Here is a 25,750-nt window from a genome sequence, read left to right as displayed (position 1 = left end):
TCACGCGCCTCCGAAACAGACGAGGCGGTCGGCATCCTGCACCGCGTCATGCAACTGGCCGAGGCCGGACAATTCCCACGGCGCGCTGACGGCCACTGCATCACGCTGATAACGCCCGGCTTCCTCGGCATTCAACACGCCACGGCGCAGGGCCGCGGCGATGCACACCACGCCGTCGAGGTTTTGTTCGGCAATGAAGCTGCGCCACTGCCTGGGCAGGTCCAGTTCGTCCTGGGGCGTGACCACAGCGTCGGACGCGTTGTAGACCCCGTCCTGATAGAAAAACAGCCGGACAATCTCATGCCCGCCGGCCAGCGCGGCCTGCGCGAACAGCAGGGCGCGGCGCGAGGAGGGCGCATGGGCGGCGGAAAACAATGCAATGGCGAACTTCATGACGGACTCGATCAGCAAAACTGCGGCCATGATAAAGCTTTCTCGGCAGAGCAGCGAAGTCGATGTTGCCGCAGACTTCAGCGCGGCATGTACCCCAACTGCCAGCGCCGGGGGATTTTCAGCGAAACCAGGCCGATCAACGCCGCCAGCAAACCGCTGGCGTACAGCGCTTTGAGTCCCAGATGATGCTCCAGTACGGCGCCGAGGATGGCGCCGATGAACATGCCGCTCCACGGCACCAGTTGCACGCGCCAGCCATTGCGCCGCTCCCCCATTATCCAGCGCCCCAGACCGCGACCGAACCGCGAGAGTGCACCGGTGACATAGGTCAACCCGACCGCCAGACCGTTCACTTCCTCCACCGCCGCATTGAGCATGCCCATGGCGACGATCGCCGCCAGCAGTGCCGGCAGTTGAACATCGGACGGCCAGGCGGCAGCTCCGCAGAGCAGCGTTGCGATGCACAGCAGCAACGGCAGCGCGCGGCGCCCGCCGAGGCGACCGATCACCACGCCGAGAGCGTTGCCGAAGACGAACGTGGCGACCAGAATCACCAGTCGCACCGTCAGACTCACATCGCCATCACTGATCGCCACCGCCAGTCGCGTAGTGTTGCCGCTCATGAAGGAAACGAAGTCACCACTGGCCATGAAACCGATGGCATCGGTCATCCCGGCCAGCACCGAGAGCGCGGCCACCATTGCCAGCCCTACGCGACCGCGCCATTTCTGTTTATGCAGGTGGCCGGGGCTGGCGCGGTGAGTCGAGGCGGTTGGCAGCATTGGCGTGGATGTCCTTGCGTAGAGGTCAGGGTTCTATGCCATAAAGGTCGCAATATTCCAACCAGTCCATCCCGGCCATCTCCGCCACTTCGCGGTGCACTTCCAGGCGTTGCGCCTGATACTCCTCGAGTGTGGCTGCGGTCAGTTGCAGCGTCAGTTCCCAGGCAAACAGTCCCTGGCTTTCGGCCTCGGCTTCAAAGGCTTCGTGCAGGCGTTCTTCACGATATTGTGCCTGTGTTTCGCCCTTGGCCTGGGCCAGCAGCGGGTTGAGATGGTCGAGGGTTTCGCGCAGCTCGGGGCGTGCATCGAGAAACAGTTTCAGAGCCTGTTCATGTCGCTGATCGGTAGGCGCCATAGGGGGTCCTTGTGGGGCTGATGACCTTTAATGTGCCGCAGCTGCCGGCCGGTGTCGCGCTCTAAATGCAGTAAAGCAGAACGATTTTGCGCGTTGCGATGATACAGTCCGCTTTTTTCCGAATGAGCGAATGCAATGCGAATGCTGATGGTGGCACTGGCGGCAACCCTGCTGGCCGGTTGCGCGGGTTCGGTGATGGAAGACGCCCGCACTCAAACCCCTTACAAGGTCCTGAACTCGGACAAACCCGAGAAAGTCGTGGCCCAGTGCGTGCAGTTCGCCTGGCAGGACGAAGCGGTGTTCGGTGTGGATGCGGCGGCGTATCTGCAACCGGGCAAGAAGGGTGGCTCGACGGTCTACACCCGTTCGGCGGAGTCGTTCGTCGACTTGACCACTGATGCGTCCGGCACGGTTCTGAATTACTACGCGCAGAAGGACGACTTTGTCGCCAAGCGGCGGTTGGCAGCGCTGGCGACCTGTCTGTAAACCTGGCGATCCGTGGGGCTCAGGCGTCCAGACGTTTCTGGAAAAACATTCGTTTGTGCCCCGGCGGGTAGTCCGCCAGCTCGCCAAACTGGCTATACCCCAGCTTTTTGTAGAACTCAGGCGCCTGAAAATCGAAGGTGTCGAGCCACGCCCCGATGCAACCTTTCTCCCGCGCCAGGTCTTCGGCCATGCGCATCAGTTTGGAGCCGATCCCCTGATGGCGACCTTGCTCCGGCACCGACAACAGATCGATGAACAACCACTGGCAGACCAACCGGCCATAGAGCCCACCCAGAATGGTGTCGTGTTCATCGCGTACCAGCAACGTGAGCGGCTCCGATACGGCAATTCCGGCCTGAGCGACGTTATAGGCGTGCAGGGGCGCCAGAATGGCCCGGCGTTCTTCTTCCGTGGAGTCTTGCGACAGCTCGATCCGTAAACTCATGTGCAACATCCTTATGGCAGCGAACCGGCAGACTATCGCGCCTCGGTCAATTGATCCATCCCGGCATCGAACAGTTGGAACCGTCGCTCCAGCGTTGGGGTCTAGCCCTTCAAGGCGTTCATTCCGAATGCGTTTGTCGAGGAGAGTCCATGAACATTTTCGAAGCCCTTCGCCAGAGCCACGACCGCCAGCGCCGCTACGCCAGGGCATTGATCGAGACCAGCGGCGACACCCCGGAACGCGTCGAGGCCTACAAGCAACTGAAAGCCGAACTGCAAGCTCACGAAACGGCCGAAGAGCGCCACTTCTACATCCCGCTGATGGAGTTCGACAACGGCGTCGACCTCAGTCGCCACGCTATCGCCGAGCACCATGAAATGGACGAAATGATGGAGGAACTCGACGAGACCGAAATGTCCAGCCCGGCCTGGCTGGCCACGGCGAAAAAGCTCTCGGACAAGGTCCATCACCACTTGAAGGAAGAGGAGCAGAAGTTCTTTCAGATGGCCGGCAAGCTGCTCGATGACAAGCAGAAAGAACAGCTCGCCGGGCAGTATGAAAAAGAGTTCAAGGCGCAGCTGGCCTGAGCCGGTGAATGCAGGTGTTTGTAATAACGCCGTGTAGTCTTTTTGCCATGCGCAGGGTGAGAAACATCGCAATGTACTGTATTTATATCCAGTATTATCGGGGTTTTCCGAGCCTGTCCGCGGCAGGCTGCGACAAAACCGCCGATGGACAAAAAATCCCCCTCCGTTAGTTTCAAGGCCTCTCCTCGGAAAGGAGAGTTCTTAAATCAACGGAGTGAAAAACATGAACCAACCACAAGCTCAAACCCAACTGCGACACGGTCGCGTCATTTCCCCTGCAAGCCGCGGTGCGGTGGCCATCGAGCAAGGATTGCTCGGCGGCTGGCAGGTCAACGAGATGGAGGGTGGCAAGAACTTCCCGGCACTGGTGGCCGGCCCGTTTCCGGCACCTTTCGAGTCGGATAACCCGAGTGTCGTGCCGCCGGCCGACGGTCACATTCTCAGCGGCGGCAAGGACGATGCCCGTGACTGTGTGAACTTCACCGACGAGGAAATGAGCAAGAAACTCGGTCGTCCGTTCACCTGGCCACTGCTCAATGTCACTCCTGGCCAGACCCTCGAAGTGAAATGGGAATACACCGCGCCGCACACCACCCGCGGCTACCGCTGGCTGATCACCAAGGATGGCTGGGACCCGAAACAACGCATCACCCGTGCACAACTGGAAGCAAAACCGTTCGCCGAGGACTTCTATCCGCAAGTGCCGTACTACAGCCATTCGGCGGAGCTGAAGGCCAAGGTCAATCATGCGGTAACACTCCCGGCCAACAAGCACGGGCGTCACGTCATTGTTCTGATGTGGATCGTCGCCAACACCGGCAACGCCTTCTATCAGGCCTTCGATGTGGACTTCAAATAAGTCTGCAACCTCCAGCCACACGTTCTGAAGGATTAGAACATGTCAAACATCGACTTCACCTTAATGCAAAACCAGGCGAGCGACGCTGCCTCGCTGATGCCGAGCATCGCCGGCAAGAAGATCCTCATGGGCTTCTGGCACAACTGGCCCGCCGGCCCGAGTGATGGCTATCAGCGTGGTCAGTTCGCCAACATCGCCCTGACGGACGTCCCCAAGGACTACAACGTGGTCGCCGTGGCGTTCATGAAGGGCAGCGGGATTCCGACCTTCAAGCCGTACAACGTCTCCGACGCCGAGTTCCGCCGCCAGGTCGGGGTGCTCAACAGCCAGGGTCGGGCGGTGCTGATTTCCCTCGGCGGCGCAGACGCGCACATCGAGTTGCGTGCCGGCCAGGAGCAACCGCTGGCCAATGAAATCATCCGTCTGGTGGAAACCTACGGCTTCGACGGTCTGGACATCGATCTTGAACAGAGCGCGATTGATTTCGCTGCCAACAAGACCGTCCTGCCGGCCGCCCTGAAACTGGTCAAGGATCACTACGCAGGCCAGGGCAAGCATTTCATCATCAGCATGGCGCCGGAGTTTCCGTACCTGACCACCTCCGGCAAATATGTCGGTTACCTGCAGGCGCTGGAAGGCTATTACGATTTCATCGCGCCGCAGTTCTATAACCAGGGAGGCGATGGCGTCTGGGTACCGGAGGCCAACAACGGTAACGGGGCGTGGATCGCGCAAAACAACGACGCGATGAAGGAGGACTTTCTCTATTACCTGACGGAAAGTCTGGTGACCGGCACGCGCGGGTTCACGAAAATCCCTGCGGACAAGTTTGTCATTGGCCTGCCAGCCAACAACGATGCGGCGGCCACCGGTTACGTGATTGACAAAAACGCGGTCGGCAACGCGATGAAACGTCTGGCCGTCAAAGGGCACCCGATCAAGGGCCTGATGACCTGGTCGGTGAACTGGGACAACGGCACCAGCAAGGATCGGGTGCCATACAACTGGCAGTTCAGTCGGCGTTACGGACCGCTGATCAATGGCGTGGCGGTTGTCGCGCAGGAGCCCGATGTCGCAATGGCCGACATGGCCCGTCAGCAGTAAACGAATGAAAAAGCCCGGTAGCGCTGCCGGGCTTTTTTTCGCCTAACATGGGGGCTTTTCCGATGACAGAAAAGGATCGATCGTCATGCCCGACACCGCCGAACGGATCAACATCGTCGACACTCAGGTGTTGTCCCACGACTGGTACCTGCTGAAGAAAATCACGTTCGATTACCTGCGCAACAACGGTGAATGGCAACGCCAGACTCGCGAGGTTTACGACCGTGGCAATGGTGCAGCGATTCTGTTGTTCAACCGCGAAAAACGTACCGTGGTGCTGACCCGCCAGTTCCGTCTGCCGGTGTTCGTCAACGGTCATGACGGCTTGCTGATCGAGGTCGCTGCAGGATTGCTGGAAGGCGCGGCGCCGGAGCAGCGAATCCGTGACGAGGCTGAGGAAGAAACCGGTTACCGCGTACATGACGTGAGGAAGGTCTTCGAGGCTTACATGAGTCCGGGGTCTGTGACCGAGAAATTGCACTTCTTCGTGGCCGAGTACGATGCAGCGTCGAAGGTCAGCAGTGGCGGCGGGCTGGAAGAGGAAACCGAAGAACTGGAGGTGCTGGAGTGGCTTTTCGATGACGCGCTCAAGGCGTTTGCGCGCGGCGAAATCTGCGATGCCAAGACCATCATGCTGTTGCAGTACGCGGCGATGAATAATTTCTTTGATGCTTAAAACAGCTCGCCGGTTTTGCCGATGTCTGATCCCGGACCGCTCTCCAGCGTCAACAATCGTTCCTTGGCCTCCAGGCCTCCGGCAAATCCGGTCAACTGGCCCGACGCGCCGATGACCCGGTGGCAGGGCGCGATGATCGAAATCGGATTGCGCCCGTTCGCCGCGCCGACGGCGCGCACTGCGCTCGGGTGGCCGATCTGCTGCGCAATCTGGCTGTAGGTGCGGGTCTCGCCGAATGGAATGGTCAGCAATGCGGCCCAGACCTTTTTCTGGAACTCGGTGCCGGCAAAGTCCAGCGCCACATCGAACGCATCGCGCGTGCCGGCAAAATATTCTTCCAGTTGTCGTGCGGTTTTCATCAACACCGGATTGTCCGGCGCTTCGCTCATCGGTCCAAGGCGCACCCGGTTCGGTTTGTCGTTTTCCCAGAGGATGGCGGCCAGTCGTGAACCGTTCGCGACCAGCTTCAACTCGCCGACGGGCGAGGGCAGGGTGATGAACGTGTAGGCCATAAGGAAAACTCCGGGGCGGGTCGGCAACAGCGCCCAGCATACTGCCGGATCGGGGAGGCGCAAACCGCAATCGCGACCATACTGGCTGTTGCTTTTGAAGCGTTTTCCTACCTTATAAAAAGAAGAGACTGACTCATGAAGTACGAACCTTTTGCCAAATCGCTGATTGCGACCTCATTGGCGCTCAGTTGCCTCATGGCCCACGCGGCCTCCGTGGCACCGGTGGCCGCCGAAAACGGCATGGTGGTCACCGCCCAGCATCTGGCGACTCACGTGGGTGTCGATGTACTGAAAAGTGGCGGCAACGCGGTGGATGCGGCAGTCGCGGTGGGCTACGCGCTGGCGGTGGTTTACCCGGCAGCGGGTAACCTCGGCGGTGGTGGTTTCATGACCATCCAGCTGGCGGACGGACGCAAGACCTTCCTCGACTTCCGGGAAAAAGCCCCATTGGCTGCGACGGCCGACATGTACCTCGACAAGCAGGGCAATGTCATTCCTGATCTGAGCACCCGTGGTCACCTCGCGGTGGGCGTTCCGGGCACCGTGTCCGGCATGGAGCTGGCGCTGAGCAAGTACGGCACCAAACCGCGCAAGGACATGATCGCCCCGGCGATCAAACTGGCGGAGGAAGGTTTCGAACTGGAGCAGGGTGACGTCGATCTGCTGGACTACGCCACTGACGTGTTCAAGAAGGACATGAAAGACTCCGGCGCGATATTCCTCAGTAATGGCGAACCGATGCAGGTCGGGCAGAAACTGGTGCAGAAGGACCTGGGCAAAACCCTGCGCACCATTTCCGAGAAAGGCGCCGATGGCTTCTACAAAGGCTGGGTGGCCGACGCCATCGTCACCTCCAGCCAGGCCAACAAGGGCATCATCACCCAGGCCGACCTGGACAAATACAAGACCCGCGAACTGGCTCCGGTGGAGTGCGACTATCGCGGCTACCACGTCGTGTCGGCGCCACCACCGAGTTCCGGCGGGGTGGTGATCTGCCAGATCATGAACATTCTCGAAGGCTATCCCATGAAGGACCTGGGCTTCCATTCGGCCCAGGGCATGCACTACCAGATCGAAGCGATGCGCCACGCCTACGTGGATCGCAATAGCTATCTGGGTGACCCGGATTTCGTGAAAAACCCGATCGAGCACCTGCTGGACAAGAACTACGCCACCCAATTGCGCAACGCGATCCAGCCGCAGAAGGCCGGCGTTTCCGCTGAGCTGAAACCTGGCGTTGCGCCTCACGAAGGCAGCAACACCACGCACTATTCGATCGTCGACAAATGGGGCAACGCGGTGTCCGTCACCTACACCCTCAACGACTGGTTCGGCGCGGGCGTGATGGCGAGCAAGACCGGGGTGATCCTCAACGATGAAATGGACGACTTCACCTCGAAAGTCGGCGTGCCGAACATGTACGGCCTGGTGCAGGGCGAAGCCAACGCCATCGCGCCCGGCAAGGCGCCTCTGTCGTCGATGAGCCCGACCATCGTGACCAAGGACGGCAAAGTGGTGATGGTGGTCGGTACGCCGGGCGGCAGTCGCATCATCACGGCAACCTTGCTGACCATGCTCAATGTCATCGACTACGGCATGGGCCTGCAGGAAGCGGTCGATGCGCCGCGTTTCCACCAGCAGTGGATGCCGGAACAGACCAACCTCGAAGACTTCGCCGCGAGCCCCGACACGAAGAAGATTCTCGAGAGCTGGGGCCACAAGTTTGCGGGCCCGCAGGACGCCAACCACATCGCCGCGATTCTGGTCGGTGCACCGTCGCTGGGTGGTAAACCGGTCGGCAAGAACCGCTTCTACGGCGCCAACGATCCACGGCGCAACACCGGGTTGTCACTGGGTTACTGAGCAGAGTAAAAAGGGGGCGGGCACACGTCCGCCCCTGTCTCAAGGACCGATCAAGGAAGGCTCACCATGACCACCGCATTGCTGATCATCGATGTCCAGCGCGCCCTGTGCACAGGCGAATACGAGTGTCACGACATCAAACGGGTGATCGACACCATCAACGGCCTCAGCGCCCGGGCGCGCAAGGCTGGCGTTACAGTCGTACTGATCCAGCATAATGAAAAGGACAGTCCGCTCGCCCACGGCGCCGAGGGCTGGCAACTGGCTGACGGCCTGGCCACCGCGCCCGGCGACCTGCGCGTCGACAAGACCGCCAACGACTCGTTCTACCAGACCAACCTGCTGAAACTGATCCCCCGGGAAGACTTCGATCGCCTGGTGATTTGCGGTCTGCAGACCGATTACTGCGTCAACGCCACCGTGCGCCAGGCCCATCAACTGGGCTACGACGTGGAGCTGGCGGCCGACGCGCATTCCACCGTCGACAACGGCAACATGAGCGCCGAAGACATCATCGCCGAACACAACAAGGACTGGGCGCACCTGACCGGCTCCGTGGCGCGGATCGATGTGAAGCCCGCGGCGGAAATCGCGTTCTGACTCTCTCTTGCAGAAGATCCCGGTAACCGGTGAAAAATCCAGAGCATCGATAGCCCGGGCCCGGCATACTGCCGCCGCCTCAGGAATGGAATCTGTCGATGCTCGCTTTCAATCTCCGTCACGCCTTGCTGCTGACGTCTCTCGTTTTTGCTGCCAATACACACGCTGCCAGTTTCGACTGCGCTGGCGCTTCCAGCCCGGTTGAAAAAGCCATTTGTGCCGATCCGTATACCTCGAGTCTTGATGAGAAACTTGGGGTGCTTTGGCGGACAACGTTGGCGCAGGTGGCTGACCCGCAAGCGCTCAAGGCCGATCAAAGAGCATGGTTGAAGAACCGCAGCCTTTGTGGCGCTGAACTGGCGTGCTTGAGTCGTGAATATCTGATGCGCCTGACTGAGCTGAAATATGCGACCAGAACGTTCTCATGGGATGCCACATGGCAGTTGATTCCTCACGGGGTGAACTCGGGATCTGAAGTGATCATCAAGCGTCAGGACGCCACACACATCCGCTTTGAGGTTTCAGCACAAGACGGCGCCAATTCTGGTGATCTGGAAGGTATTGCTGTGTTGAACGGTGGTGAAGCCCGTTTCGAGGAGGGTAGTTGCACGCTTGTTTTTCGAGCGATCAATGGTGTACTGGACGTCACACAGAATGGCGATGACGTTGATTGCGGTGCCGGGATGGGTGTCTTTTACTCAGGTCGTTATGTGGCGTCTGATAAACCAGTTTCGATGAATTACAACTTGCTCAGCGTTGGACTTGCTCGTACGCAGCAAGAGGATCAGGCGTTGCATAAACTGCTCAAGGGTGATTATCAGAAGCTGGTGGACCGTACGAGTACCATGACTGTCGGCGACCCGGCGGTTGACGTGCCTGATGCAGAGGTCATCGAGATGTGGGTGCGCGGACTGGGCAATGTGAACGCGGCCATTCTGATGCGTGCGGCCAGTAATCGTTTCTGGGTGCTGATGTTGGTGCCTGATAAAGAGGGCCATACGCGAGCCCGTTACTACACCAATGTACCGGAATGGAAAAAGCGCCTGCCTGCTCAGTTCCAGGCATGGTACGAGCGGATGGAAGGCGACCGCGCGCTACCGCTGGATTTCATGCCCTGAACCTTCAGGTCGCAAACAGCACGCCACGGATTTCCCCCGTTCGTGGCGCCACCACGCCCTCCAGCACCAATCGCGTAATCGTCTCCGCCGCCAGCGCATAGTCCTCATCCTGCGGCACTTCCCGACCGGTGATGCGCCCCATCTGCCATCCAATGTTGGTGTAGGTGCGCGTCGCCGACCAGATAAACAGCATCAAATGCTCGGGATCCACCGGGGCCAGCAAGCCGCGCCCGATCCAGCTGCGCAGGCACTCGACGTTGCGCCGGGCTTCAGCGTGCAGCAGGTCGCGGCATTCGTCCGGCAACTGGCGACCGCCCAGCAGCAGTTCACCACTGAACACCTTGGCAATCGCCGGATGTTCGCGGGCGATGCGGATGCGTGCCGCGACGTAGGCGCGCAGACCGATCAGCGGGTCGTCGCTTTCGCGCAGCACCGCCGAGGCTTCGAGCAGCGGTTCGACAAAACCGAGCAACACTTTACCGTAGAGGTTTTCCTTGCTCTGGAAGTAGTAATAGAGATTGGCCTTGGGCACACCGGCCCGGGCGGCAATGTCGCGGGTCTGGGTCGCGTCGAAGCCGTTGGCGGCAAACTCTTCGCTGGCGGCGGCCAGGATCAGTTGCTGGTTGCGTTCGCGGATGCTGCTCATGGAAGGCGTTGAACGTCTGGCGATTTCGGATTCGAAATATACAAAACTATATAGCGAATAGGCCAGCGAACTCGCTTCTCAACGCTATGCTGGTTTCAATTTCGATAACCTCAGGAATATGACAATGACCCTTCAGGCACTGCGCGCCACGACGATTCACCTCGACGCGGTGGCGAAGCTGTTCGACGCTTATCGCGGTTTTTACGGCCAGCCGTCGAATCTCGAGCAATCGCGGGCCTTCATCGCCGAGCGCATGGCCGGCAATGAATCGGCGATTTTTCTGGTTGAGGATGAAAGCGGGGAGGTGCTGGGATTCGTGCAGCTTTACCCGACGTTCTCTTCGATAGACGCCCACCGGACCTGGCTGCTCAGCGACCTGTTCACCACGCCGGCCGCCCGTGGCCGTGGAGTGGGGCGACTATTGATGAACACCGCCCGCGACTTCGCCGTCGAAACCGGTGCCAAGGGGCTGATGCTGGAAACCGCCACCGACAATTTCACCGCCCAGGGTTTGTACGAGTCGCTCGGTTGGGTTCGTGACACCGGTTATTACACCTACCTGCTGGATCTGCGACAGGGCTGATCCGCTCATTCGGTCCGCGCCAGCAACCGTTCGATCTGCGCCAGTTCCCAGGTGCTGAGCAAGCTGACCGGGTCGGTGCCGAAACGTTGAGTCGTGTCGAGTCGCCACTCACGATCTTCCGGGCACCGGCATTGCAGGCAGTGGTGCAGGCGTTGACCGTCAAAATCGAGCGACAGGTGCCAGCCGTCGATCTCGATCGAGATCTGGCCGGTCTCGGATTCCTGTGCAATACGCCGTAATGCGCAAACGCCCAATGCCGCCTCACGCAAGCGCTGGCAGACTTCGCGGGTGGATAGCGGTGACATGTTCAGACCCGTCGATCAACGAAGTGCGCAAGCATAGAGCGTCGGGCCGCCCCTGTCAGTGATCGCTGGCCCGCTCCCCGGCATTTGCGTAACATCCGCAACCCTCTTTTCCCGTCGATATCAGCAGCCGCGTCCGCCGCCGCTCTGTCAGGTAAGCCATGAAACCTATTCGTCTGCGCGCCGATGTCCTGGCCGGACTCACCACCTCGTTCGCCCTGTTGCCCGAATGCATTGCGTTTGCGCTGGTGGCTCATCTCAATCCGCTGATGGGCCTGTACGGCGCTTTCATTATTTGCACGTTGACCGCGCTGTTCGGCGGCCGGCCGGGCATGGTCTCCGGAGCGGCCGGTTCGATGGCGGTGGTGATCGTCGCGCTGGTAGTCCAGCACGGCGTGCAGTACCTGCTAGCGACGGTGTTGCTCGGCGGTTTGATCATGATGGCGTTCGGGCTGTTGCGCTTGGGCAAGCTGGTGCGCATGGTGCCGCATCCGGTGATGCTCGGGTTCGTCAACGGTCTGGCGATCATCATTGCGCTGGCGCAACTGGAGCATTTCAAGAGCGGCGAGCAGTGGCTCAGCGGCACGCCGTTGTACCTGATGACCGGGCTGGTGCTGCTGACCATGGCCATCGTCTACATTCTGCCGCGTCTGACTCGCGCCGTGCCGCCGGCGCTGGTGGCGATCCTCGGCGTCGGCTTGCTGGTTTATCTGCTCGGTCTGCCAACTCGCACCCTCGGTGACATGGCGCACATCGCCGGTGGTCTTCCGAAGTTCGCGTTGCCGGACATCCCGTGGACGCTGGACACCCTGCGCATCATCGCGCCTTACGCCATCCTGATGGCGCTGGTCGGCCTGCTGGAAACCCTGCTGACCCTCAACCTCACCGATGAAATCACCGAAAGCCGTGGTTATCCGGATCGCGAGTGTGTGGCGCTGGGGGCGGCGAACATGGTCTCCGGTGCGTTGGGCGGCATGGGCGGTTGCGCGATGATCGGCCAGACTGTGATCAACCTCAGTTCCGGCGGGCGCGGACGGTTGTCCGGGGTGGTGGCGGGGGTGTTGATCCTGCTGTTCATTCTGTTTCTGTCGCCGCTGATCGAGCGAATTCCGCTGGCGGCGCTGGTGGGGGTGATGTTTGTGGTGTCGCAGCAGACGTTTGCCTGGGCCTCGTTGCGGGTGCTGAACAAAGTGCCGCTCAACGATGTGCTGGTGATCATCGCGGTGACCATCATCACGGTATTTACCGATCTGGCCACGGCAGTGTTGTGCGGGATCATCATCGCGGCGCTGAATTTTGCCTGGCAGCAGGCACGCGAGCTGTACGCTGATGAGCATCTGGAAGCGGACGGCAGCAAACTCTATCGCCTGCATGGCACGCTGTTTTTTGCCTCGACCACGCCGTTCCTCAATCAGTTCGACCCGGCCAATGACCCGCAACGCGTGACGCTGGACTGTCGGCACCTGAGTTTTGTCGATTACTCGGCCATCGCCGCACTGAAAACCCTGCGCGAACGCTACGCCAAGGCCGGCAAGCAGTTGCAGGTGTTTCACCTGTCCGAACGTTGCAAGAAATTGCTGAAACGTGCCGGGGTCGATCACGACTGAGATCGACCCCGGTCACTGATCAGGCGTCGATGGCCGGGAAATCGATGTCGGTCAGCGCCACGTTGTTGAGGTAGTTGGTCAGGGTTTGCGCGGCGACGATGGCGATCACTTCGATGATCTTCTTGTCGTCGATGCCGGCAGCGCGGGCGGCGCCGATCTGTTCATCATTCAGGTGACCACGGGTTTGCGTCAGTTGATGGGCGAGGGTGGCGAAGGCATTCAGCCGACCATGACGCGCCTCGATGATTTCCTCTGCGGCCAGCCCGGCCTTGCCGGCAAACAAAGTGTGCGCCGCCAGGCAGTAATCGCAGCCGTTGACCTGCGACGTGGCGAGGTACACCGCTTCTTTTTCCTTGGCGCTCAGGGACGTTTTGCCCAGCGTCGCGGAGATTTGCACGTAGGCATCCAGCGCAACCGGCGCGACGGCCAGGGTCTTGAACAGGTTCGGCAGGAAACCGATTTTTTTCTGCACGCCTTCCAGTGTCGGGCGAGTGGCGTCGGTGGCGTTTTCAATGCTGATCGGGGCGATACGGCTCATGGTGATTCTCCGAAGTTCCGGTGCGAAGTGCGCCGGGGATGGAGGTCATGTTATTCAGCGCGACTGGTGCTTTGGATGCAAATCGTCGAGGATATGCGACAGATCGTCCAAACCTGTTGCCCCGGAGTTGCTCTCATGGATCGCTTGTCCACGTTGCTCAGTCACTTCGGCGTGAATGCCGGCACCTTCCACAGCGGTACTTTCTGCGGCATCAGCGCGTACGGCGGCGATCAGATCTGTGGCCATGTGCATCTGTTGCAGGCCGGGCAAGTGCTGCTCAAACCGGGAAATGAACCGGAACTCACCCTCAATGAACCGACGCTGATTTTCTTCCCTCGACCGTTTGCCCACCGATTGTTCGCCGACGAGGCGATGAACACGCAATTGGTGTGCGCCTCGCTGACATTTGACGGCGGCGCGGGCAACGCACTGGCGGCGGCGCTGCCGGATTATCTGGTGCTGAAACTTGCCGACCTTCCGGAAATGGCCAGTACCCTGGAGTGGCTGTTCAAGGAAGCATTCGACGGTCATTGCGGGCGCGAGGCCGTGATGGACCGGCTGTTCGAATTGCTGGTGATTCTGCTGCTGCGCCACCTCATCAGCAGTCACAACCAGCAGCCGGGCATGATGGCTGGGTTGGCGGATTCGAAGATTGCCCGCGCATTGAGCCTGATGCACGACCAACCGGCCAAGGCCTGGAGCGTCGCCGAATTGGCCGCGACCGCACATTTGTCCCGTGCCGGGTTTGCCGAGCATTTTCGGCGAGTGGTGGGGCAGACGCCGATGGATTATCTGGTGAGCTGGCGGATCAGCCTCGCGCAGAAACGCCTTCGCGAGGGGCGGCCGATTGCCTTGATTGCCGAAGAGGTTGGCTATGAAAGTCCTTCGGCGCTGGCCCGGGCGTTTCGGCGCAAGACCGGGCTCAGTCCGCGGGAGTGGAAAGCGGGAGTGAGCTGAAGATTATCTGGCGAATTTTTTCGCCCCGGCCACGCACAGGATCACCCCCAACGTGACCACCAACATGCCGACACTGACCTGCTCATGCAGCAACGTCGCCGCCAGTGCCAGTCCGAAGAATGGCTGCAACAACTGCAACTGTCCGACCGCCGCAATCCCGCCCTGGGCCAGGCCGCGATACCAGAACACAAAACCGATCAGCATGCTGAACAGCGAAACGTAAGCCAGGCACACCCACGCCGAGACGCTGAAACCGCTGAACGAGGCGGGCGCCCGCCATACGCTGAGCACGGCCATCACCGGCAACGACAACACCAGCGCCCAGCAGATCACCTGCCAGCCGCCGAGGGTGCGCGACAGTTTTGCGCCCTCGGCATAGCCGAGTCCGCAGGCAAGAATCGCCGCCAGCATCAACAGATCCCCGGTGGGCGAGGCGGTCAGTCCCTGGGAAACCGCAAAACCGACCACCAGCGAACTGCCCATCACCGAAAAAAACCAAAACACTGGGCGCGGCCGTTCGCCTCCGCGCAGCACGCCAAAAATCGCCGTTGCCAGCGGCAGCAGTCCTACAAACACGATGGAATGCGCCGACGTCACGTATTGCAGCGCGAGGGCGGTCAACAGCGGGAACCCCACGACAACGCCCAGCGCGACAATCAACAGCGACGTCCACTGATTCCGCGCCGGGCGACGTTCGCGAAACAGCCACAACAGGCACAGCGCCAGCACCCCGGCGAGGGTGGCGCGGATGACGGTGAGAAATACCGGGTCGAATTCCAGCACCGCCAGCCGCGTGGCCGGCAGCGAGCCGCTGAAAATCACGACGCCGATGAAACCGTTGATCCAGCCACTGGTTTTTTCCAGGGTTGGCGCGGGCAGATCCGTGGTTCGTTCCATGTTGGGTCATGCTCAAGGGTGGGGTTGCCTGGGGTTCATCCTAGGGTTGAGAATCAGCACAATCAAAGAATTGTCATGGATACATCCCGACATGCCGCGCTCCCGTTACAAGACGCTCGTTGATACCTACGCCGCCGATATTCGCAGCGGTCGCCTTTTACCCGGCACGCGTTTGCCGACCCACCGGCAACTGGCGGCGAGTGAAGGGCTGGCGCTGGTCACGGCCTCGCGGGTGTACGCCGAGCTTGAGGCCATGGGCCTGGTCAGCGGCGAAACCGGGCGGGGCACGTTTGTCCGGGAAACCTCGTTATTGCCGGGGCAGGGGATCGACCAGAAAGACATTGCCGTTGGCATGATCGACCTTAACTTCAACTACCCGTCGCTGCCGGGGCAGGCCGATCTGCTGCGCACTGCTTTGCGGCAATTGGCGTTGTCCGGCGATCTCGAAGCGCTGCTGCGTTATCAACCTCACGCCGGGCGCCAGCATGAAAGGGCCTCGGTTGCCCGGCACTTGCAAGCCCGAGGCCTGAGTGTCGACGCCGAGCAGGTGTTGATCGTCAACGGCGCCCAGCAAGGTCTGGCGGTGACGTTGATGGCACAACTCAATCCCGGCGATGTGATCGCGGCCGATGCGCTGACCTATTCCGGCTTCAAGGTGCTCGCCGAAGCGCTGCACCTTGAAGTGGTCGCGCTCCCCGTGACCGAGCACGGGCCGGATCTGGCGGCGCTCGACAAACTCTGTCGCAGTCGCCCGGTGCGTGCCGTGTACAGCATGCCGACCCTGCACAATCCGCTCGGCTGGGTGATGCCTTTGGCGCAGCGCGAACAATTGGTGGCGATTGCCCGACAGCATGATCTGACGATCATCGAAGACGCTGCCTACGCCTTTCTGGTCGATAACCCGCCACCACCGCTGGCGGATCTGGCGCCGGAGCGCACGGTGTACGTCTCGGGACTTTCGAAAAACATCGCCACGGGCCTGCGCGTCGGCTTCATCGCCGCGCCGCTGAAAATCATCCCGGCACTGGAACGCATCATCCGCGCCACCACCTGGAACACCCCCGGAGTGATGACCGCGATTGCCTGCGGCTGGCTCGACGACGGCACCGTTACCTGGCTGGAGGCGCAAAAGCGCGCTGACGCCCGGGCCCGTCAGGTGCTGGCCGCGGAAGTCCTGCAAGGCTTGCCGAGCATGGGCCATCCGTCTTCGTATTTCCTGTGGCTGCCGCTGCCGGAAGACGCCCGATCCGATCAGGTGGTGATCGAGCTGATGAAGGCGCAGATTTCGGTCACCAACGCCGAGCCGTTCACCGTGTCGGCCCATGTGCCCCACGCGATCCGGCTGGCGCTGGGCTCGGTGGACCTGCTTGTCCTGCGTCAAGCCTTGCTCAAAGTCCGGCAGGTGATCGCGGCTTACCTGTAGCGCAACGCTCCCTGCAGGATTACCCTTGGCGCCGCCGAAGATCTGGATACTCCCGATGAAAAACACCGCGTTACTGCCCCTCGCTCTGATCCTCAGCGCAGGCCTGCTCAGCACAGCCACCTATGCGGCCGGCGACGCCGAGGCCGGCGGCAAAATCTTCCCGCGCCTGTGCGGCGGCTGCCATCAGGTCGGCGAATCCGCCCGCCCGGGATTCGGCCCACAGCTCAACGGCATCATCGGCCGTCCGGCGGGAACGTCGGCGAACTACGTGTATTCCGATGCGATGAAGAACTCTGGCATCACCTGGAACCGCGAAACGCTGACGGCGTATCTGAAGGACCCGAAAGGTGTGGTGCCAGGGACGCGGATGATCTTCTGGGGGCTGAGTGACGAGGAGAAGATCGACAATCTGTTGGCGTATCTTCAGACGTTTCAATCCGAGTAGGACGTGTAGCTCATTCAGCTGCCAGGCTGCCGAAAGAATGGACAAATGGTTCAGAGCTGCCGGCGGCGATTGCCCGTCTGACGACGCGGTTGTGGACCCAACTGAAAACCAATACTTGAAGTGACTCATGAGGCGCTGTGCCGATGGCGCTTCATGAAAAATGTCGTGGTTGATACTAATGTGCCACTATCTCCGGTAAAGTGTGCGCCGCCCGAGAGATGGATCCCGGGCGTTTACCCATGGAGTCTTGCAGTGAAATACCTCAGCAAAGTCGTCGCCGCCGCACTGTTCGGTGTGGTTCTGGCAGGTTGCACCGGCACCCCGATGAACACCAAACAATACGACAGCAGCCAGTACACCGTGATTGGCCACAGCGAAGCCACCGCTACCGGTCTGCTGCTGTTCGGCGTGATCCCGATCCGCCAGAACAGCCGTTTCGTCCGCGCACAGGATGCCGCGATCAAAGCCCGCGGCGGCGATGCGATGATCAACACCCAGGTTCAGGAAAACTGGTTCTGGGCATGGGTTCTGACCGGCTACACCACCAAAATCTCCGGTGACGTGGTCAAGCTGAAAACCGCTCAGTAAGCGACGGTTGGATGTGAAAAAGCCCGGCTGATCAGGCCGGGCTTTTCTTTGTCTTGGGAAAGAGCGTTCAGGTCATGCGACGCGACGTTCGATCAGGCGATCCGAGCCACCTTCGGCAACGCGGCGTTCTTGCAGACGATCCGAGCCACCTTCAGCTACACGACGTTCCAGCAGACGATCAGCGCCACCTTCAGCTACGCGACGTTCCAGCAGACGATCGGCGCCACCTTCGGCAACGCGGCGTTCTTGCAGACGATCCGAGCCACCTTCAGTTACGCGGCGTTCTTGCAGACGATCCGAGCCACCTTCGGCAACGCGACGTTCTTGCAGACGCTCAGCGCCACCTTCGGCAACGCGACGTTCTAGCAGACGATCAGAACCCCCTTCAGCTACGCGGTGTTCAATCAACCGATCCGAACCGCCTTCGGCGATCAGGGTGTGAGCGGGTTTGGCTGCAAAAGCGTTGACTGCAAGAACCGAGAAAGCGATGCCGAGAAGGATTTGGCGTTTCATGATCGTGTGCTCCGGGGTGTTGTTTGTTGGGTATGGAGCCGATCTTACGCCCGGGATTTTTTATGAGAACTTCATTGGCGTGATGGTGACTATCGATGCCGGCGATGGATGCCCAAGCCCCGGTTCACGGGGCGGTTGCCCGGATACATAGCTCGCCGGTGGCGCGAGTCAGGGCCAGTTCGTGCAGTGCATCTTGAGTCAAACCGCTGCGTGCCTTGGCCAGCCATACCGGGCAGTTCGGGTCGTGACGGTAGGGCGTGAAGTCGGCGTATTGCTGCAACAGGCGGGTTTGCAGTTCATCAAGGCGCGGCCGAATCTGCTTGCCCAGATCCGGACGCGGCGTGTCCGGCGCAGCACCGGCCGCTTGCCACTTCGCGAGCAAACCGTATTGCACCAGTTTGTTGGCTTCCATTTGCGCGGCGATCAATTGCGCGACGTCTTCCGGGTCGAGTTTGCGTTCGGTGGCCAGCGTTCGGGCATTGGCAATGACCTGGGCTTCGCGGGGACTGTCCTGGATCGGCTTGCCACTGTCCCATTTGGTCAGGGCGACGAGGTCGCCGATGTTCAGGCGTTCGTTCAGGGTTGCCACCAATGGCTGCAGAGTCTTGGGAGCTGGAGAGGGCGCGGCTGCGCCGGCGATACCGGCACACAGAGACAAAAGAACGACTGCAGATAAACGCAAGGCGCGAGGCATGGGGCATGATCTCAATGGTTATGAACAAGCCTGCGGTTTATCACGGTTATGCAGAAGAGGGCACCTGCAACTTGCATTCAACTCCCTTCGTTGGCGACCGATACAGGCTTGTCTCTATTAATGGCTCGGTGGTGATCTCCGAGAAAAAAAGGAATTTCGATGCTGCGCAATCTGATGTCACTGATGATTTTCTTTGTGTGTTCAACCGCTGTTGCCGAGACGGAGCCGCCCGGTACTGACTCGTTCAATCAATACCTCACGGCATACTGGGACGGACAAGCGTTGTCGAAAGAGCTTCTGTTGATGGCGACCGAAGACTCGCCGGACAAGGCAAAAGCGAAAGTTGTAGGTGAAAAAATTCTTGAGAACAAAAACAAGGCTGAACGCTACCTGGCTCAGTCCATCACCGAAGGTAATGCCGCCGCTGTATTTTACAAAGCGCGGATGACAGAGTTCGGCGACCCGATGAATCCCGATCTGCAACAAAAACGTGAGAAGGCCTGCGCCCTCTATGGCGACTCCGCCAGAAAAGGTCTGCTGGTCGGCGCCATCGTTTATGCAAAGTGCAGTGACACGGTTCCCAAGACGCCTCGTTACGACGAGAGCCGGATGCTTTTGCGCAATGTGTTGAACGCCGAGGATGCCTACCTGGGCTATTACCCGTTTGCCGTTAGCCATGCGTACTGTTTCGAGCGCACGGTTGAACCACCCAAGACGGATGAAGATCCATTCGCACGGATAAGATTGTTGGGGCAACCGACGTTGCTTGAAGCGCAACAGGCACGTGCCGAAGGCTTCTATTATCTGGCCGCCGATTACTCGTCCCCTGTCAGCGCTCAATCGCAACAGGATCTGCAGCACGCACTTGAAGCCGGGTGCCAGACAGACGGTTTACGGCTGAAAAAAAAGAGTCAAAACCCGAAGCAGCCATAGCTGGCGTGAGGGAAAACAATCAGCGATGAGGATGAATCTGTCGAGCCTTGAGGGGCGCAGATGAAAACTTCTGCAATATCCGAGAAGTTCATTGCTCATCGCTCGGAACTCGCCGAAGCTACCCTCAATCTGTTCCCGGCTGTCGAGATGGATCTCCCTTCAATGCAAACCACCGCCCCAACACCGCTCTGGAAAACCTACCTGCTGTTCCTCGCCCCGATGGTGCTGTCGAATTTCCTGCAGTCGATGTCGGGTACGGTCAACAGCATCTACATCGGCCAGATGCTCGGCACTCAGGCGCTGGCGGCGGTGTCGGGGATGTTTCCGATCATCTTTTTCTTCATCGCGCTGGTCATCGGTCTGGGTGCCGGGGCCGGGGTGTTGATCGGGCAGGCGTGGGGCGCGCGCGAGTCGCACATGGTGAAGGCGATCGCCGGGGCGACGCTGTTGCTGGGGGTGTTGATCGGGCTGGTGGCGGCGGTGTTTGGCAGTGTGTTCGCGCGTCAGGCGCTGCAGGGGTTGGGCACGCCGGCGGATGTGCTGGATGACGCGGTGGCCTATGCTCGCGTGATGATGTGGACGTTGCCGTTTGTGCTGGTGTACGTGCTGTTCACTCAGCTGTTGCGCGGGGTGAGCGACACGCTGTCACCGATGCTGGCGCTGCTGCTGTCGACCATTGTCGGTCTGGCGCTGACCCCGGCGTTCATTCGCGGCTGGATTGGCTTGCCGCAACTGGGGATCCAGAGCGCGGCGGTTGCGGGGCTGGCCGGCACGCTGACATCGATGGCGTGGCTGTCATGGAGTCTGATTCGCAAGGGCCATCCGCTGGCGCCGGACCGGGAGTTCTTCGCGGCGCTGCGCCTGGACGGCGAGATTCTCGGCAAGGTGTTGCGCATCGGCCTGCCGACCGGGGTGCAGATGATTGTGCTGTCGCTGTCGGAGCTCGTCATTCTGGCGCTGGTCAACCAGCACGGCTCCCAGGCGACGGCGGCCTATGGCGCGGTGACGCAGATCGTCAACTACGTGCAGTTTCCGGCGCTGTCGATTGCGATCACCGCGTCGATCCTCGGTGCCCAGGCAATCGGTGCCGGGCGGCTGGAGCGGATGGGGCCGATCCTGCGCACCGGGCTGTGGATCAACGTGTGCCTGACCGGTGGCTTGATCGTGCTCGGTTATCTGTTGTCGCACTGGCTGCTGGGGCTGTTCCTGACCGAAGACTCGACCCGGGCGATGGCCGAGCACTTGCTGCACATCATGCTGTGGAGCCTGTTGATCTTCGGCTTCCAGGCGATCGTCGGCGGCATCATGCGCGCCAGCGGCACGGTTCTGGTGCCGGTGGCCATCGCGATCATTTGCGTGGTCGGCGTGCAATTGCCGGCGGCGTACTGGCTGGACGGGCAGTTTGGTTTGCAGGGTGTGTGGATGGCGTTTCCGGTAGCGTACCTCGGGATGCTGGTCTTGCAGACGCTGTACTACAAACGGGTCTGGCAGCATCAGAAGATCGAGCGGCTGGTTTGAATGAATAACCGCTGTGGGCGCTGGCATTAGCGTCGGATGTTTGCTTAAGTCAGTCGAGGTCCACCGAGGCACCGGAGCATCCCATGTCGATTCGATTGTTGTTGGCTGCCGTGTGTTGCCTGATCGTCATGCCGGCGGCGCAGGCCGTGGAGTACACCCGGGTCAACACCACCGCCAGCCAGATCAATTTCACCTACAACCAGATGGGCTCGCGGATGTACGGCACGTTCGGCAAGTTCGACGCGACGCTGGATTTCGACACTGCAAATCTGAGCAACGCCCGCACCACGTTGCACATCGACCTCACCAGCATCGATGCCGGCAGTGAAGACGCCAACACCGAGCTGGTGAAACCCGCATGGTTCGACACGCAAAAATTCCCGGTGGCGGTGTTTGAATCGACCCGTTTCAGCCGGGTCGATGACAACCACTATCTGGTTGCCGGCCAGCTCACGCTCAAAGGCATCACCCATGAAGTACAGGTGCCGGTGCATGTGAAACCGGACAGCAGCATCGGCATCTTCGACGGTGAACTGGTGCTCAAGCGCGATGCCTTCGGCCTCGGTGCCGGGGAGTGGGCCGATACCGTGGTTTCGAACGACATCGCGATCAAGTTCAAGGTGGTTGCACCGGCCCAGTGAGCGGCCTCAATACGCCCGCCAGTGCCCCGGCACCCAGCGCCATTGGTTGCCGGCCCAGCGGTAATGCCCGGCGACCCAGTGATAACCCGGCGCAGGCATCGCCGGAACGACCTCCACCACCGGCGGTGGGCGATGCGGGCGCACCGGTTCGACGACGCAGCCCGACAGTGTGATTGCCACCAGCGAGGCGGCGAGCAAGGTTTTTATGGTTTTCGACATGACGATTTTCCTGGTGTATGACGTTGGCGGGCTGGCGAGCGATCAACGCACCCAATGACCTTCAATCCAGTACCAGTTCGGCCCGCGCGCCTGCCAGTGGCCCGGTTCCCAGCGTGCGCCGTGGTGACGTACCGGTTGCCAGTGACCGGGCATCCAGACATAACCCCGGCCTTCCCAGCGCCAGTGGCCGCGATCCCATGCATAACCAGGCCGTGGGCCGGGCATCGGTTCCATGCGCATCGGTGGCGGTGCTTCGCGGATGATCATTTCGGGTTGGGCAAACACAGGGGAACTGGCCAGCGTGGCCAGCGTCACTGGCACCAGCAGCAGGGCTTTTCGCCATTTGAACAGGGAACGCAGAACGTTCATGACAACTCCTCAGGGCCTGCGTCGGGAATTGAACGCAGCTGAAGAATTGGACGCCAAATCGGCGAAATATCCGTTCTCGGGCAGATGAAATTTTTGTCAGGCTTGCACAGGGTATGATGTCGCGGTTCGCCGGCCGCTCAACCCGCCCGGCAACTTGTGTTTTACCGCCGGAGTTCACCCGTCATGCCCCGCATCACCCACTACAAATCCCCGTGCCCCGAAGGCGTCAACAGCCAGATCCTGCAAATGGTGGTCGATTACCTGACCGACATCAGCGCCATCGGTCTGGGCCCGAGCAACCTGCTGTACAACGTTTATCAATACGCGGTCGGCTACGAAGTGCATTTGTATCTGGAGGCGCTGAACGGCGAGAAGGGCACCGAAGTGGAACTGCTGGTGGCCACTGATGAGGATGACCCGGAGCAGGTGATCGGCTTCCTGTTGTACTTGCCGGTGCAGGGCGATTGGGAGGCATGCAACGTGGCGTATCTGGCGGTCCGGCAGCCGTACCGACGTCAGGGTGTGGCCCGGGCTTTGATCGCCGACATGGTGACGCGTTACCCCCATGCCGAGTTGACGTGCAGCGTGGGTAAAGTCCCGTATTTCGAGGCGCTGGGCTTTGAAGTGCTGGGCCAGCTGGAGACTCAGGTGCTGATGAGCACCCGGCATTACCGCAGCAACGGCTTGCGCGGCTTTATCGACACCACGCCGATCTACCGCTCGCTGGAAGTGCAGCAGATTCACACCTACCTCCTGCACAAACATGGCAAGCGGGCGATGGTCGATGCCGAAAAACAGCGCGACCGGCACCTGGATCAAGTCACGCGCCATACCGAGGAATTTGTCCGCCAGCGCCTGACCGTGCACTGATCCGGCCAACGGCAAAAAGCCCTTGTTGCGATGACGGCAACAAGGGCTTTTTTGTGCCCGTGATTTCAGGACAGCTTCACGTTCATGGTGATCCGCGCCGTGAACACTTTCTTGCCCTCGGCATCGTGAATGTCGACCGGCACGATCTTGTCGCCTTCGGTCTGCCAGTCCAGTCCTTCGCCATTGGCCACGGCGGTCACGTCGGATTTGGCTTTGGCCAGGTACTCGACCGTCATGCCCTTTGGAATCCAGCGTGCGCCGGCGGGAATCGACACGTCGGTCATCATCCCGGCGGCCAGCTCGGCGGCGTTGCACATGGCGATGGCGTGGACGGTGCCAAGGTGGTTGGTGATCTCGCGGCGAAACGGCACTTGTACAGTCGCCGAGCCTGCCCGCAGCTCGCTGACCAACGGATTGATGCTGCTGAAATACGGCGCGACCTGACAGGCCATCTGGCTGAACGCTTGTGGGCCGGCGCTGGTGAACATGGCGAGAAACTGACTCATGGGAAATCCTCGTGATTGGATGAATTTACAGAATGATATTCCGTTACAGAATATTGTTCTGTAACGGAACGGTATTCTGTCAGCGGGAAATCTGTCAACCTAGGCGCGTTTCGATTACCGGCACGGGTGTGCCTTTCCACAGGATTTACCAGGCCTTCAACCCCATGGACACCGCAGATCTACTCGAGCGCAGCTACCCCGGACGACGGGCCGAACTCAAGCGCGACATCTTTCGCAAAGCCTTGCGCCTGTTCAATGAACAAGGTATCGAGGCCACGACCATCGAAATGATCAGGGCCGAGTGCGACACCAGTGTCGGCGCGATCTACCACCACTTCGGCAACAAGGAAGGGCTGGTGGCCGCGTTGTTTTTCACCGCACTGGAAGATCAGGCGCGTTTGCGCGATGCGTATCTGGCCGACGCGACGACCACCGAAGAGGGCGTGCAGGCCCTGGTTTTCAGTTATGTGGACTGGGTCGAGAACCAGCCTGAATGGGCGCGATTCCAGTACCACGCGCGTTATGCCGTGACCCGGGGGCCGCACAAGGACGAACTCGCCGCTCGCAACAAGACCCGCAATCTGGGGCTGCGCACCTGGCTGGCCGAATCCGGGCGCGCCGCCGAACTCAACGATTGCCCGGCCGAATTGCTGCCATCGCTGATCGTCGGTCAGGCCGACAGCTATTGCCGGGCGTGGTTGTCCGGGCGAGTGCAGGGCAGTCCGAAGGCTTATCGCGAGCTGCTGGCGCAAGCCGCGTGGCGTTCGATCCGTCGCGAACCGGAGCGCTGATTTTCGGAGACAAAAAAAGAGCCTCAAGACTCTTTGATGGGGAGGAAGTAGAGCCCGTGAGGCTCAAGATGCGCATGAACAAGGTGCGGGCTTGATTGGGGTTCAGGACACCCGCACCTACGCAGCGGTTTGGCAAACCAAGCGACTGCGTATCTCCATCCTAGGAAGGTGCACGGACGGTCTCAAGTACCGTCAGTCACTTGCTTTTGCGGCACTGACGGCGGCCCTTTCGACCATCGCTGCGATGCTCGCAGACAGCTCCTCACGGGCCTCGGCCGGGCTGATTTCGCCGGTGGCCGCGGCTTGGGACAACGCCTCGGCGGCGCCGAGCATGGCACGCAATCCCGCCTGGGTAATGTCACCACCGTCAGCGAACGGCGACAGCACACTGCGGCATTTCTCCAGGAAAACCGCCTCGTATTCGCGTTTGATCTTCTCCAGTTCCGGCGTGCTGGCCAGGGCGGCGATCACCCCCGGAATCTCGTTGCCCTGGGTCAGCACGCAATCGACATACGCCGTGGCAATCACCGTCGCGGTGCCACTCAGGGTCGCCTCGGCATCGGCCAGCGCCGCATCCATCAACGCCGTCTGGCGCCTGTCGAAATCCTGATACAGCGCAGCCAGCAAACCGGCGCGGGTGATGAAGTGGTCATACACCACCGGTTTGGTCACGCCGGCCTTTTCCGCCAGATAACCCAGCGTCAGGGCATCGGTGCCTTCTTCGCGAATCAATTGCCAGGCCATGTCGAGCAACTGGCGCTGACGGTCTTCCCGGGACAGGCGTCGGCGCGGTTGAGCGGGTTCGGGGATTTCAGTGGTTGCCATTGCTTATATACCAAACGTAACTTACTGAAGGTAACTTACTAACTGTAGCTTACCAAGTGTAACTTATCGAAAGGATAAGCCCTTGGTCAGCAATCACCAACCGGA

General features: G+C 60.4%; 33 protein-coding genes and 1 pseudogene. 19 read left to right on the top strand and 15 right to left on the bottom strand.

The window, feature by feature from the left end:
* The 3 genes from tusD to C6Y56_RS17325 form a co-directional block, all read right to left on the bottom strand.
* A complete protein-coding gene (gene tusD, locus C6Y56_RS17335; RefSeq protein ID WP_169432669.1) occupies positions 1-393 on the bottom strand; it encodes a sulfurtransferase complex subunit TusD in 393 nt (130 codons plus the stop codon).
* A 77-nt stretch (positions 394-470) separates the two neighbouring features.
* Positions 471-1,175, bottom strand: a complete 705-nt coding sequence (locus C6Y56_RS17330; protein WP_169430927.1) for a YoaK family protein — start codon at positions 1,173-1,175, stop codon at positions 471-473.
* A gap of 25 nt (positions 1,176-1,200) precedes the next feature.
* Positions 1,201-1,530 carry a DUF6388 family protein gene (locus C6Y56_RS17325; RefSeq protein ID WP_169430926.1) on the bottom strand — a complete coding sequence of 110 codons (330 nt, stop codon included), beginning with the start codon at positions 1,528-1,530 and terminating at the stop codon, positions 1,201-1,203.
* A gap of 135 nt (positions 1,531-1,665) precedes the next feature.
* On the opposite strand from C6Y56_RS17325, the gene C6Y56_RS17320 reads away from it, so the two are divergent.
* Positions 1,666-2,016 carry a hypothetical protein gene (locus tag C6Y56_RS17320; protein WP_169430925.1) on the top strand — a complete coding sequence of 117 codons (351 nt, stop codon included), beginning with the start codon at positions 1,666-1,668 and terminating at the stop codon, positions 2,014-2,016.
* A 19-nt stretch (positions 2,017-2,035) separates the two neighbouring features.
* Here the strand turns inward: C6Y56_RS17320 and C6Y56_RS17315 are convergent, their stop codons facing one another.
* Positions 2,036-2,461, bottom strand: a complete 426-nt coding sequence (locus C6Y56_RS17315) for a GNAT family N-acetyltransferase (protein WP_169430924.1) — start codon at positions 2,459-2,461, stop codon at positions 2,036-2,038.
* A 149-nt stretch (positions 2,462-2,610) separates the two neighbouring features.
* Between C6Y56_RS17315 and C6Y56_RS17310 the strand changes: the two genes are divergently transcribed.
* The 4 genes and pseudogenes from C6Y56_RS17310 (at position 2,611) to C6Y56_RS17295 (ending at position 5,687) form a co-directional block, all read left to right on the top strand.
* Positions 2,611-3,048, top strand: a complete 438-nt coding sequence (locus C6Y56_RS17310) for a hemerythrin domain-containing protein (RefSeq protein ID WP_169430923.1) — start codon at positions 2,611-2,613, stop codon at positions 3,046-3,048.
* A gap of 223 nt (positions 3,049-3,271) precedes the next feature.
* Complete coding sequence (locus tag C6Y56_RS17305; protein WP_169430922.1) at positions 3,272-3,907, top strand: lytic polysaccharide monooxygenase auxiliary activity family 9 protein; 636 nt, start codon at positions 3,272-3,274, stop codon at positions 3,905-3,907.
* A 39-nt stretch (positions 3,908-3,946) separates the two neighbouring features.
* Positions 3,947-4,948: pseudogene (locus C6Y56_RS17300) on the top strand (chitinase); the annotation flags it as partial.
* 148 nt (positions 4,949-5,096) lie between these two features.
* Complete coding sequence (locus tag C6Y56_RS17295) at positions 5,097-5,687, top strand: NUDIX domain-containing protein (protein WP_169430920.1); 591 nt, start codon at positions 5,097-5,099, stop codon at positions 5,685-5,687.
* Here the strand turns inward: C6Y56_RS17295 and C6Y56_RS17290 are convergent.
* Positions 5,684-6,199 carry a methylated-DNA--[protein]-cysteine S-methyltransferase gene (locus C6Y56_RS17290; RefSeq protein WP_169430919.1) on the bottom strand — a complete coding sequence of 172 codons (516 nt, stop codon included), beginning with the start codon at positions 6,197-6,199 and terminating at the stop codon, positions 5,684-5,686. The two genes, C6Y56_RS17295 and C6Y56_RS17290, sit on opposite strands and share 4 nt — an antisense overlap.
* A gap of 135 nt (positions 6,200-6,334) precedes the next feature.
* On the opposite strand from C6Y56_RS17290, the gene ggt reads away from it, so the two are divergent.
* From ggt to C6Y56_RS17275, 3 genes are all read left to right on the top strand, one after another.
* Positions 6,335-8,062, top strand: a complete 1,728-nt coding sequence (ggt, locus tag C6Y56_RS17285) for a gamma-glutamyltransferase (protein WP_169430918.1) — start codon at positions 6,335-6,337, stop codon at positions 8,060-8,062.
* Positions 8,063-8,128: 66 nt separating this feature from the next.
* Entirely contained in the window at positions 8,129-8,662 is a 534-nt protein-coding gene (locus C6Y56_RS17280; RefSeq protein ID WP_169430917.1) for a cysteine hydrolase family protein, read from the top strand.
* A 98-nt stretch (positions 8,663-8,760) separates the two neighbouring features.
* On the top strand, positions 8,761-9,780 hold the full coding sequence (locus C6Y56_RS17275) for a lysozyme inhibitor LprI family protein (RefSeq protein ID WP_169430916.1): 1,020 nt from the start codon (positions 8,761-8,763) through the stop codon (positions 9,778-9,780).
* A 4-nt stretch (positions 9,781-9,784) separates the two neighbouring features.
* Here C6Y56_RS17275 and C6Y56_RS17270 read toward each other — a convergent pair whose 3' ends face one another.
* Entirely contained in the window at positions 9,785-10,426 is a 642-nt protein-coding gene (locus C6Y56_RS17270; RefSeq protein ID WP_169430915.1) for a TetR/AcrR family transcriptional regulator, read from the bottom strand.
* Between the two features lie 124 nt (positions 10,427-10,550).
* Here C6Y56_RS17270 and C6Y56_RS17265 point away from each other — a divergent pair, with 124 nt between their 5' ends.
* Positions 10,551-11,009, top strand: coding sequence for a GNAT family N-acetyltransferase (locus tag C6Y56_RS17265; RefSeq protein WP_169430914.1), 459 nt, complete (start codon positions 10,551-10,553; stop codon positions 11,007-11,009).
* Between the two features lie 5 nt (positions 11,010-11,014).
* Here the strand turns inward: C6Y56_RS17265 and C6Y56_RS17260 are convergent, their stop codons facing one another.
* On the bottom strand, positions 11,015-11,314 hold the full coding sequence (locus C6Y56_RS17260) for a DUF7693 family protein (protein ID WP_169430913.1): 300 nt from the start codon (positions 11,312-11,314) through the stop codon (positions 11,015-11,017).
* A 158-nt stretch (positions 11,315-11,472) separates the two neighbouring features.
* On the opposite strand from C6Y56_RS17260, the gene C6Y56_RS17255 reads away from it, so the two are divergent.
* Positions 11,473-12,918: a SulP family inorganic anion transporter gene (locus C6Y56_RS17255; protein WP_169430912.1), complete on the top strand. Its 1,446-nt coding sequence runs from the start codon at positions 11,473-11,475 to the stop codon at positions 12,916-12,918.
* A gap of 19 nt (positions 12,919-12,937) precedes the next feature.
* On the opposite strand, the gene C6Y56_RS17250 is transcribed toward C6Y56_RS17255, so the two are convergent.
* Positions 12,938-13,456 carry a carboxymuconolactone decarboxylase family protein gene (locus C6Y56_RS17250; protein ID WP_169430911.1) on the bottom strand — a complete coding sequence of 173 codons (519 nt, stop codon included), beginning with the start codon at positions 13,454-13,456 and terminating at the stop codon, positions 12,938-12,940.
* 135 nt (positions 13,457-13,591) lie between these two features.
* Here C6Y56_RS17250 and C6Y56_RS17245 point away from each other — a divergent pair, with 135 nt between their 5' ends.
* Complete coding sequence (locus C6Y56_RS17245) at positions 13,592-14,413, top strand: cupin domain-containing protein (protein ID WP_169430910.1); 822 nt, start codon at positions 13,592-13,594, stop codon at positions 14,411-14,413.
* A gap of 3 nt (positions 14,414-14,416) precedes the next feature.
* Here the strand turns inward: C6Y56_RS17245 and C6Y56_RS17240 are convergent, their stop codons facing one another.
* A complete protein-coding gene (locus C6Y56_RS17240) occupies positions 14,417-15,310 on the bottom strand; it encodes a DMT family transporter (protein WP_169430909.1) in 894 nt (297 codons plus the stop codon).
* A 91-nt stretch (positions 15,311-15,401) separates the two neighbouring features.
* Between C6Y56_RS17240 and C6Y56_RS17235 the strand changes: the two genes are divergently transcribed.
* From C6Y56_RS17235 to C6Y56_RS17225, 3 genes are all read left to right on the top strand, one after another.
* Positions 15,402-16,733: a PLP-dependent aminotransferase family protein gene (locus C6Y56_RS17235; RefSeq protein WP_169430908.1), complete on the top strand. Its 1,332-nt coding sequence runs from the start codon at positions 15,402-15,404 to the stop codon at positions 16,731-16,733.
* Positions 16,734-16,788: 55 nt separating this feature from the next.
* Positions 16,789-17,178 carry a c-type cytochrome gene (locus C6Y56_RS17230; RefSeq protein WP_169430907.1) on the top strand — a complete coding sequence of 130 codons (390 nt, stop codon included), beginning with the start codon at positions 16,789-16,791 and terminating at the stop codon, positions 17,176-17,178.
* 252 nt (positions 17,179-17,430) lie between these two features.
* Positions 17,431-17,766 (top strand): hypothetical protein, encoded by a 336-nt coding sequence (locus tag C6Y56_RS17225; protein WP_169430906.1) that lies wholly within the window; start codon positions 17,431-17,433, stop codon positions 17,764-17,766.
* Between the two features lie 72 nt (positions 17,767-17,838).
* Here the strand turns inward: C6Y56_RS17225 and C6Y56_RS17220 are convergent, their stop codons facing one another.
* Together C6Y56_RS17220 and C6Y56_RS17215 are read right to left on the bottom strand one after the other, a co-directional pair.
* Complete coding sequence (locus tag C6Y56_RS17220; RefSeq protein WP_169430905.1) at positions 17,839-18,279, bottom strand: phage infection protein; 441 nt, start codon at positions 18,277-18,279, stop codon at positions 17,839-17,841.
* A 124-nt stretch (positions 18,280-18,403) separates the two neighbouring features.
* Positions 18,404-18,973, bottom strand: coding sequence for a chorismate mutase (locus C6Y56_RS17215; RefSeq protein WP_169430904.1), 570 nt, complete (start codon positions 18,971-18,973; stop codon positions 18,404-18,406).
* A 159-nt stretch (positions 18,974-19,132) separates the two neighbouring features.
* Here C6Y56_RS17215 and C6Y56_RS17210 point away from each other — a divergent pair, with 159 nt between their 5' ends.
* The 3 genes from C6Y56_RS17210 to C6Y56_RS17200 all read left to right on the top strand — a co-directional run bounded on the left by C6Y56_RS17210 (position 19,133) and on the right by C6Y56_RS17200 (position 22,065).
* The gene (locus tag C6Y56_RS17210; RefSeq protein ID WP_169430903.1) at positions 19,133-19,906 is read left to right on the top strand and encodes a hypothetical protein; all 774 of its coding nucleotides are present in this window, start codon (positions 19,133-19,135) and stop codon (positions 19,904-19,906) included.
* 162 nt (positions 19,907-20,068) lie between these two features.
* Positions 20,069-21,424, top strand: a complete 1,356-nt coding sequence (locus C6Y56_RS17205) for an MATE family efflux transporter (RefSeq protein ID WP_169432668.1) — start codon at positions 20,069-20,071, stop codon at positions 21,422-21,424.
* Positions 21,425-21,507: 83 nt separating this feature from the next.
* Positions 21,508-22,065, top strand: a complete 558-nt coding sequence (locus tag C6Y56_RS17200) for a YceI family protein (protein WP_169430902.1) — start codon at positions 21,508-21,510, stop codon at positions 22,063-22,065.
* A 6-nt stretch (positions 22,066-22,071) separates the two neighbouring features.
* On the opposite strand, the gene C6Y56_RS17195 is transcribed toward C6Y56_RS17200, so the two are convergent.
* A complete protein-coding gene (locus C6Y56_RS17195) occupies positions 22,072-22,284 on the bottom strand; it encodes a YXWGXW repeat-containing protein (RefSeq protein ID WP_169430901.1) in 213 nt (70 codons plus the stop codon).
* Between the two features lie 42 nt (positions 22,285-22,326).
* Entirely contained in the window at positions 22,327-22,653 is a 327-nt protein-coding gene (locus C6Y56_RS17190; protein WP_169430900.1) for a YXWGXW repeat-containing protein, read from the bottom strand.
* Positions 22,654-22,836: 183 nt separating this feature from the next.
* On the opposite strand from C6Y56_RS17190, the gene C6Y56_RS17185 reads away from it, so the two are divergent.
* Positions 22,837-23,523, top strand: coding sequence for a GNAT family N-acetyltransferase (locus tag C6Y56_RS17185; protein ID WP_169430899.1), 687 nt, complete (start codon positions 22,837-22,839; stop codon positions 23,521-23,523).
* A gap of 65 nt (positions 23,524-23,588) precedes the next feature.
* On the opposite strand, the gene C6Y56_RS17180 is transcribed toward C6Y56_RS17185, so the two are convergent.
* A complete protein-coding gene (locus tag C6Y56_RS17180) occupies positions 23,589-24,029 on the bottom strand; it encodes a hotdog fold domain-containing protein (RefSeq protein ID WP_169430898.1) in 441 nt (146 codons plus the stop codon).
* Between the two features lie 164 nt (positions 24,030-24,193).
* Here C6Y56_RS17180 and C6Y56_RS17175 point away from each other — a divergent pair, with 164 nt between their 5' ends.
* A complete protein-coding gene (locus tag C6Y56_RS17175; RefSeq protein ID WP_169430897.1) occupies positions 24,194-24,820 on the top strand; it encodes a TetR/AcrR family transcriptional regulator in 627 nt (208 codons plus the stop codon).
* Positions 24,821-25,012: 192 nt separating this feature from the next.
* Here the strand turns inward: C6Y56_RS17175 and C6Y56_RS17170 are convergent, their stop codons facing one another.
* Positions 25,013-25,645 (bottom strand): TetR/AcrR family transcriptional regulator, encoded by a 633-nt coding sequence (locus C6Y56_RS17170; RefSeq protein WP_169430896.1) that lies wholly within the window; start codon positions 25,643-25,645, stop codon positions 25,013-25,015.
* Between the last annotated feature and the right edge of the window lie 105 nt (positions 25,646-25,750).

It is taken from the genome of Pseudomonas fluorescens, assembly GCF_012974785.1.
Lineage (GTDB): Bacteria > Pseudomonadota > Gammaproteobacteria > Pseudomonadales > Pseudomonadaceae > Aquipseudomonas > Aquipseudomonas fluorescens_BT.
Note: the sequence above shows the minus strand (reverse complement) of the source record. Positions and strands in the feature narration are given on the sequence as shown.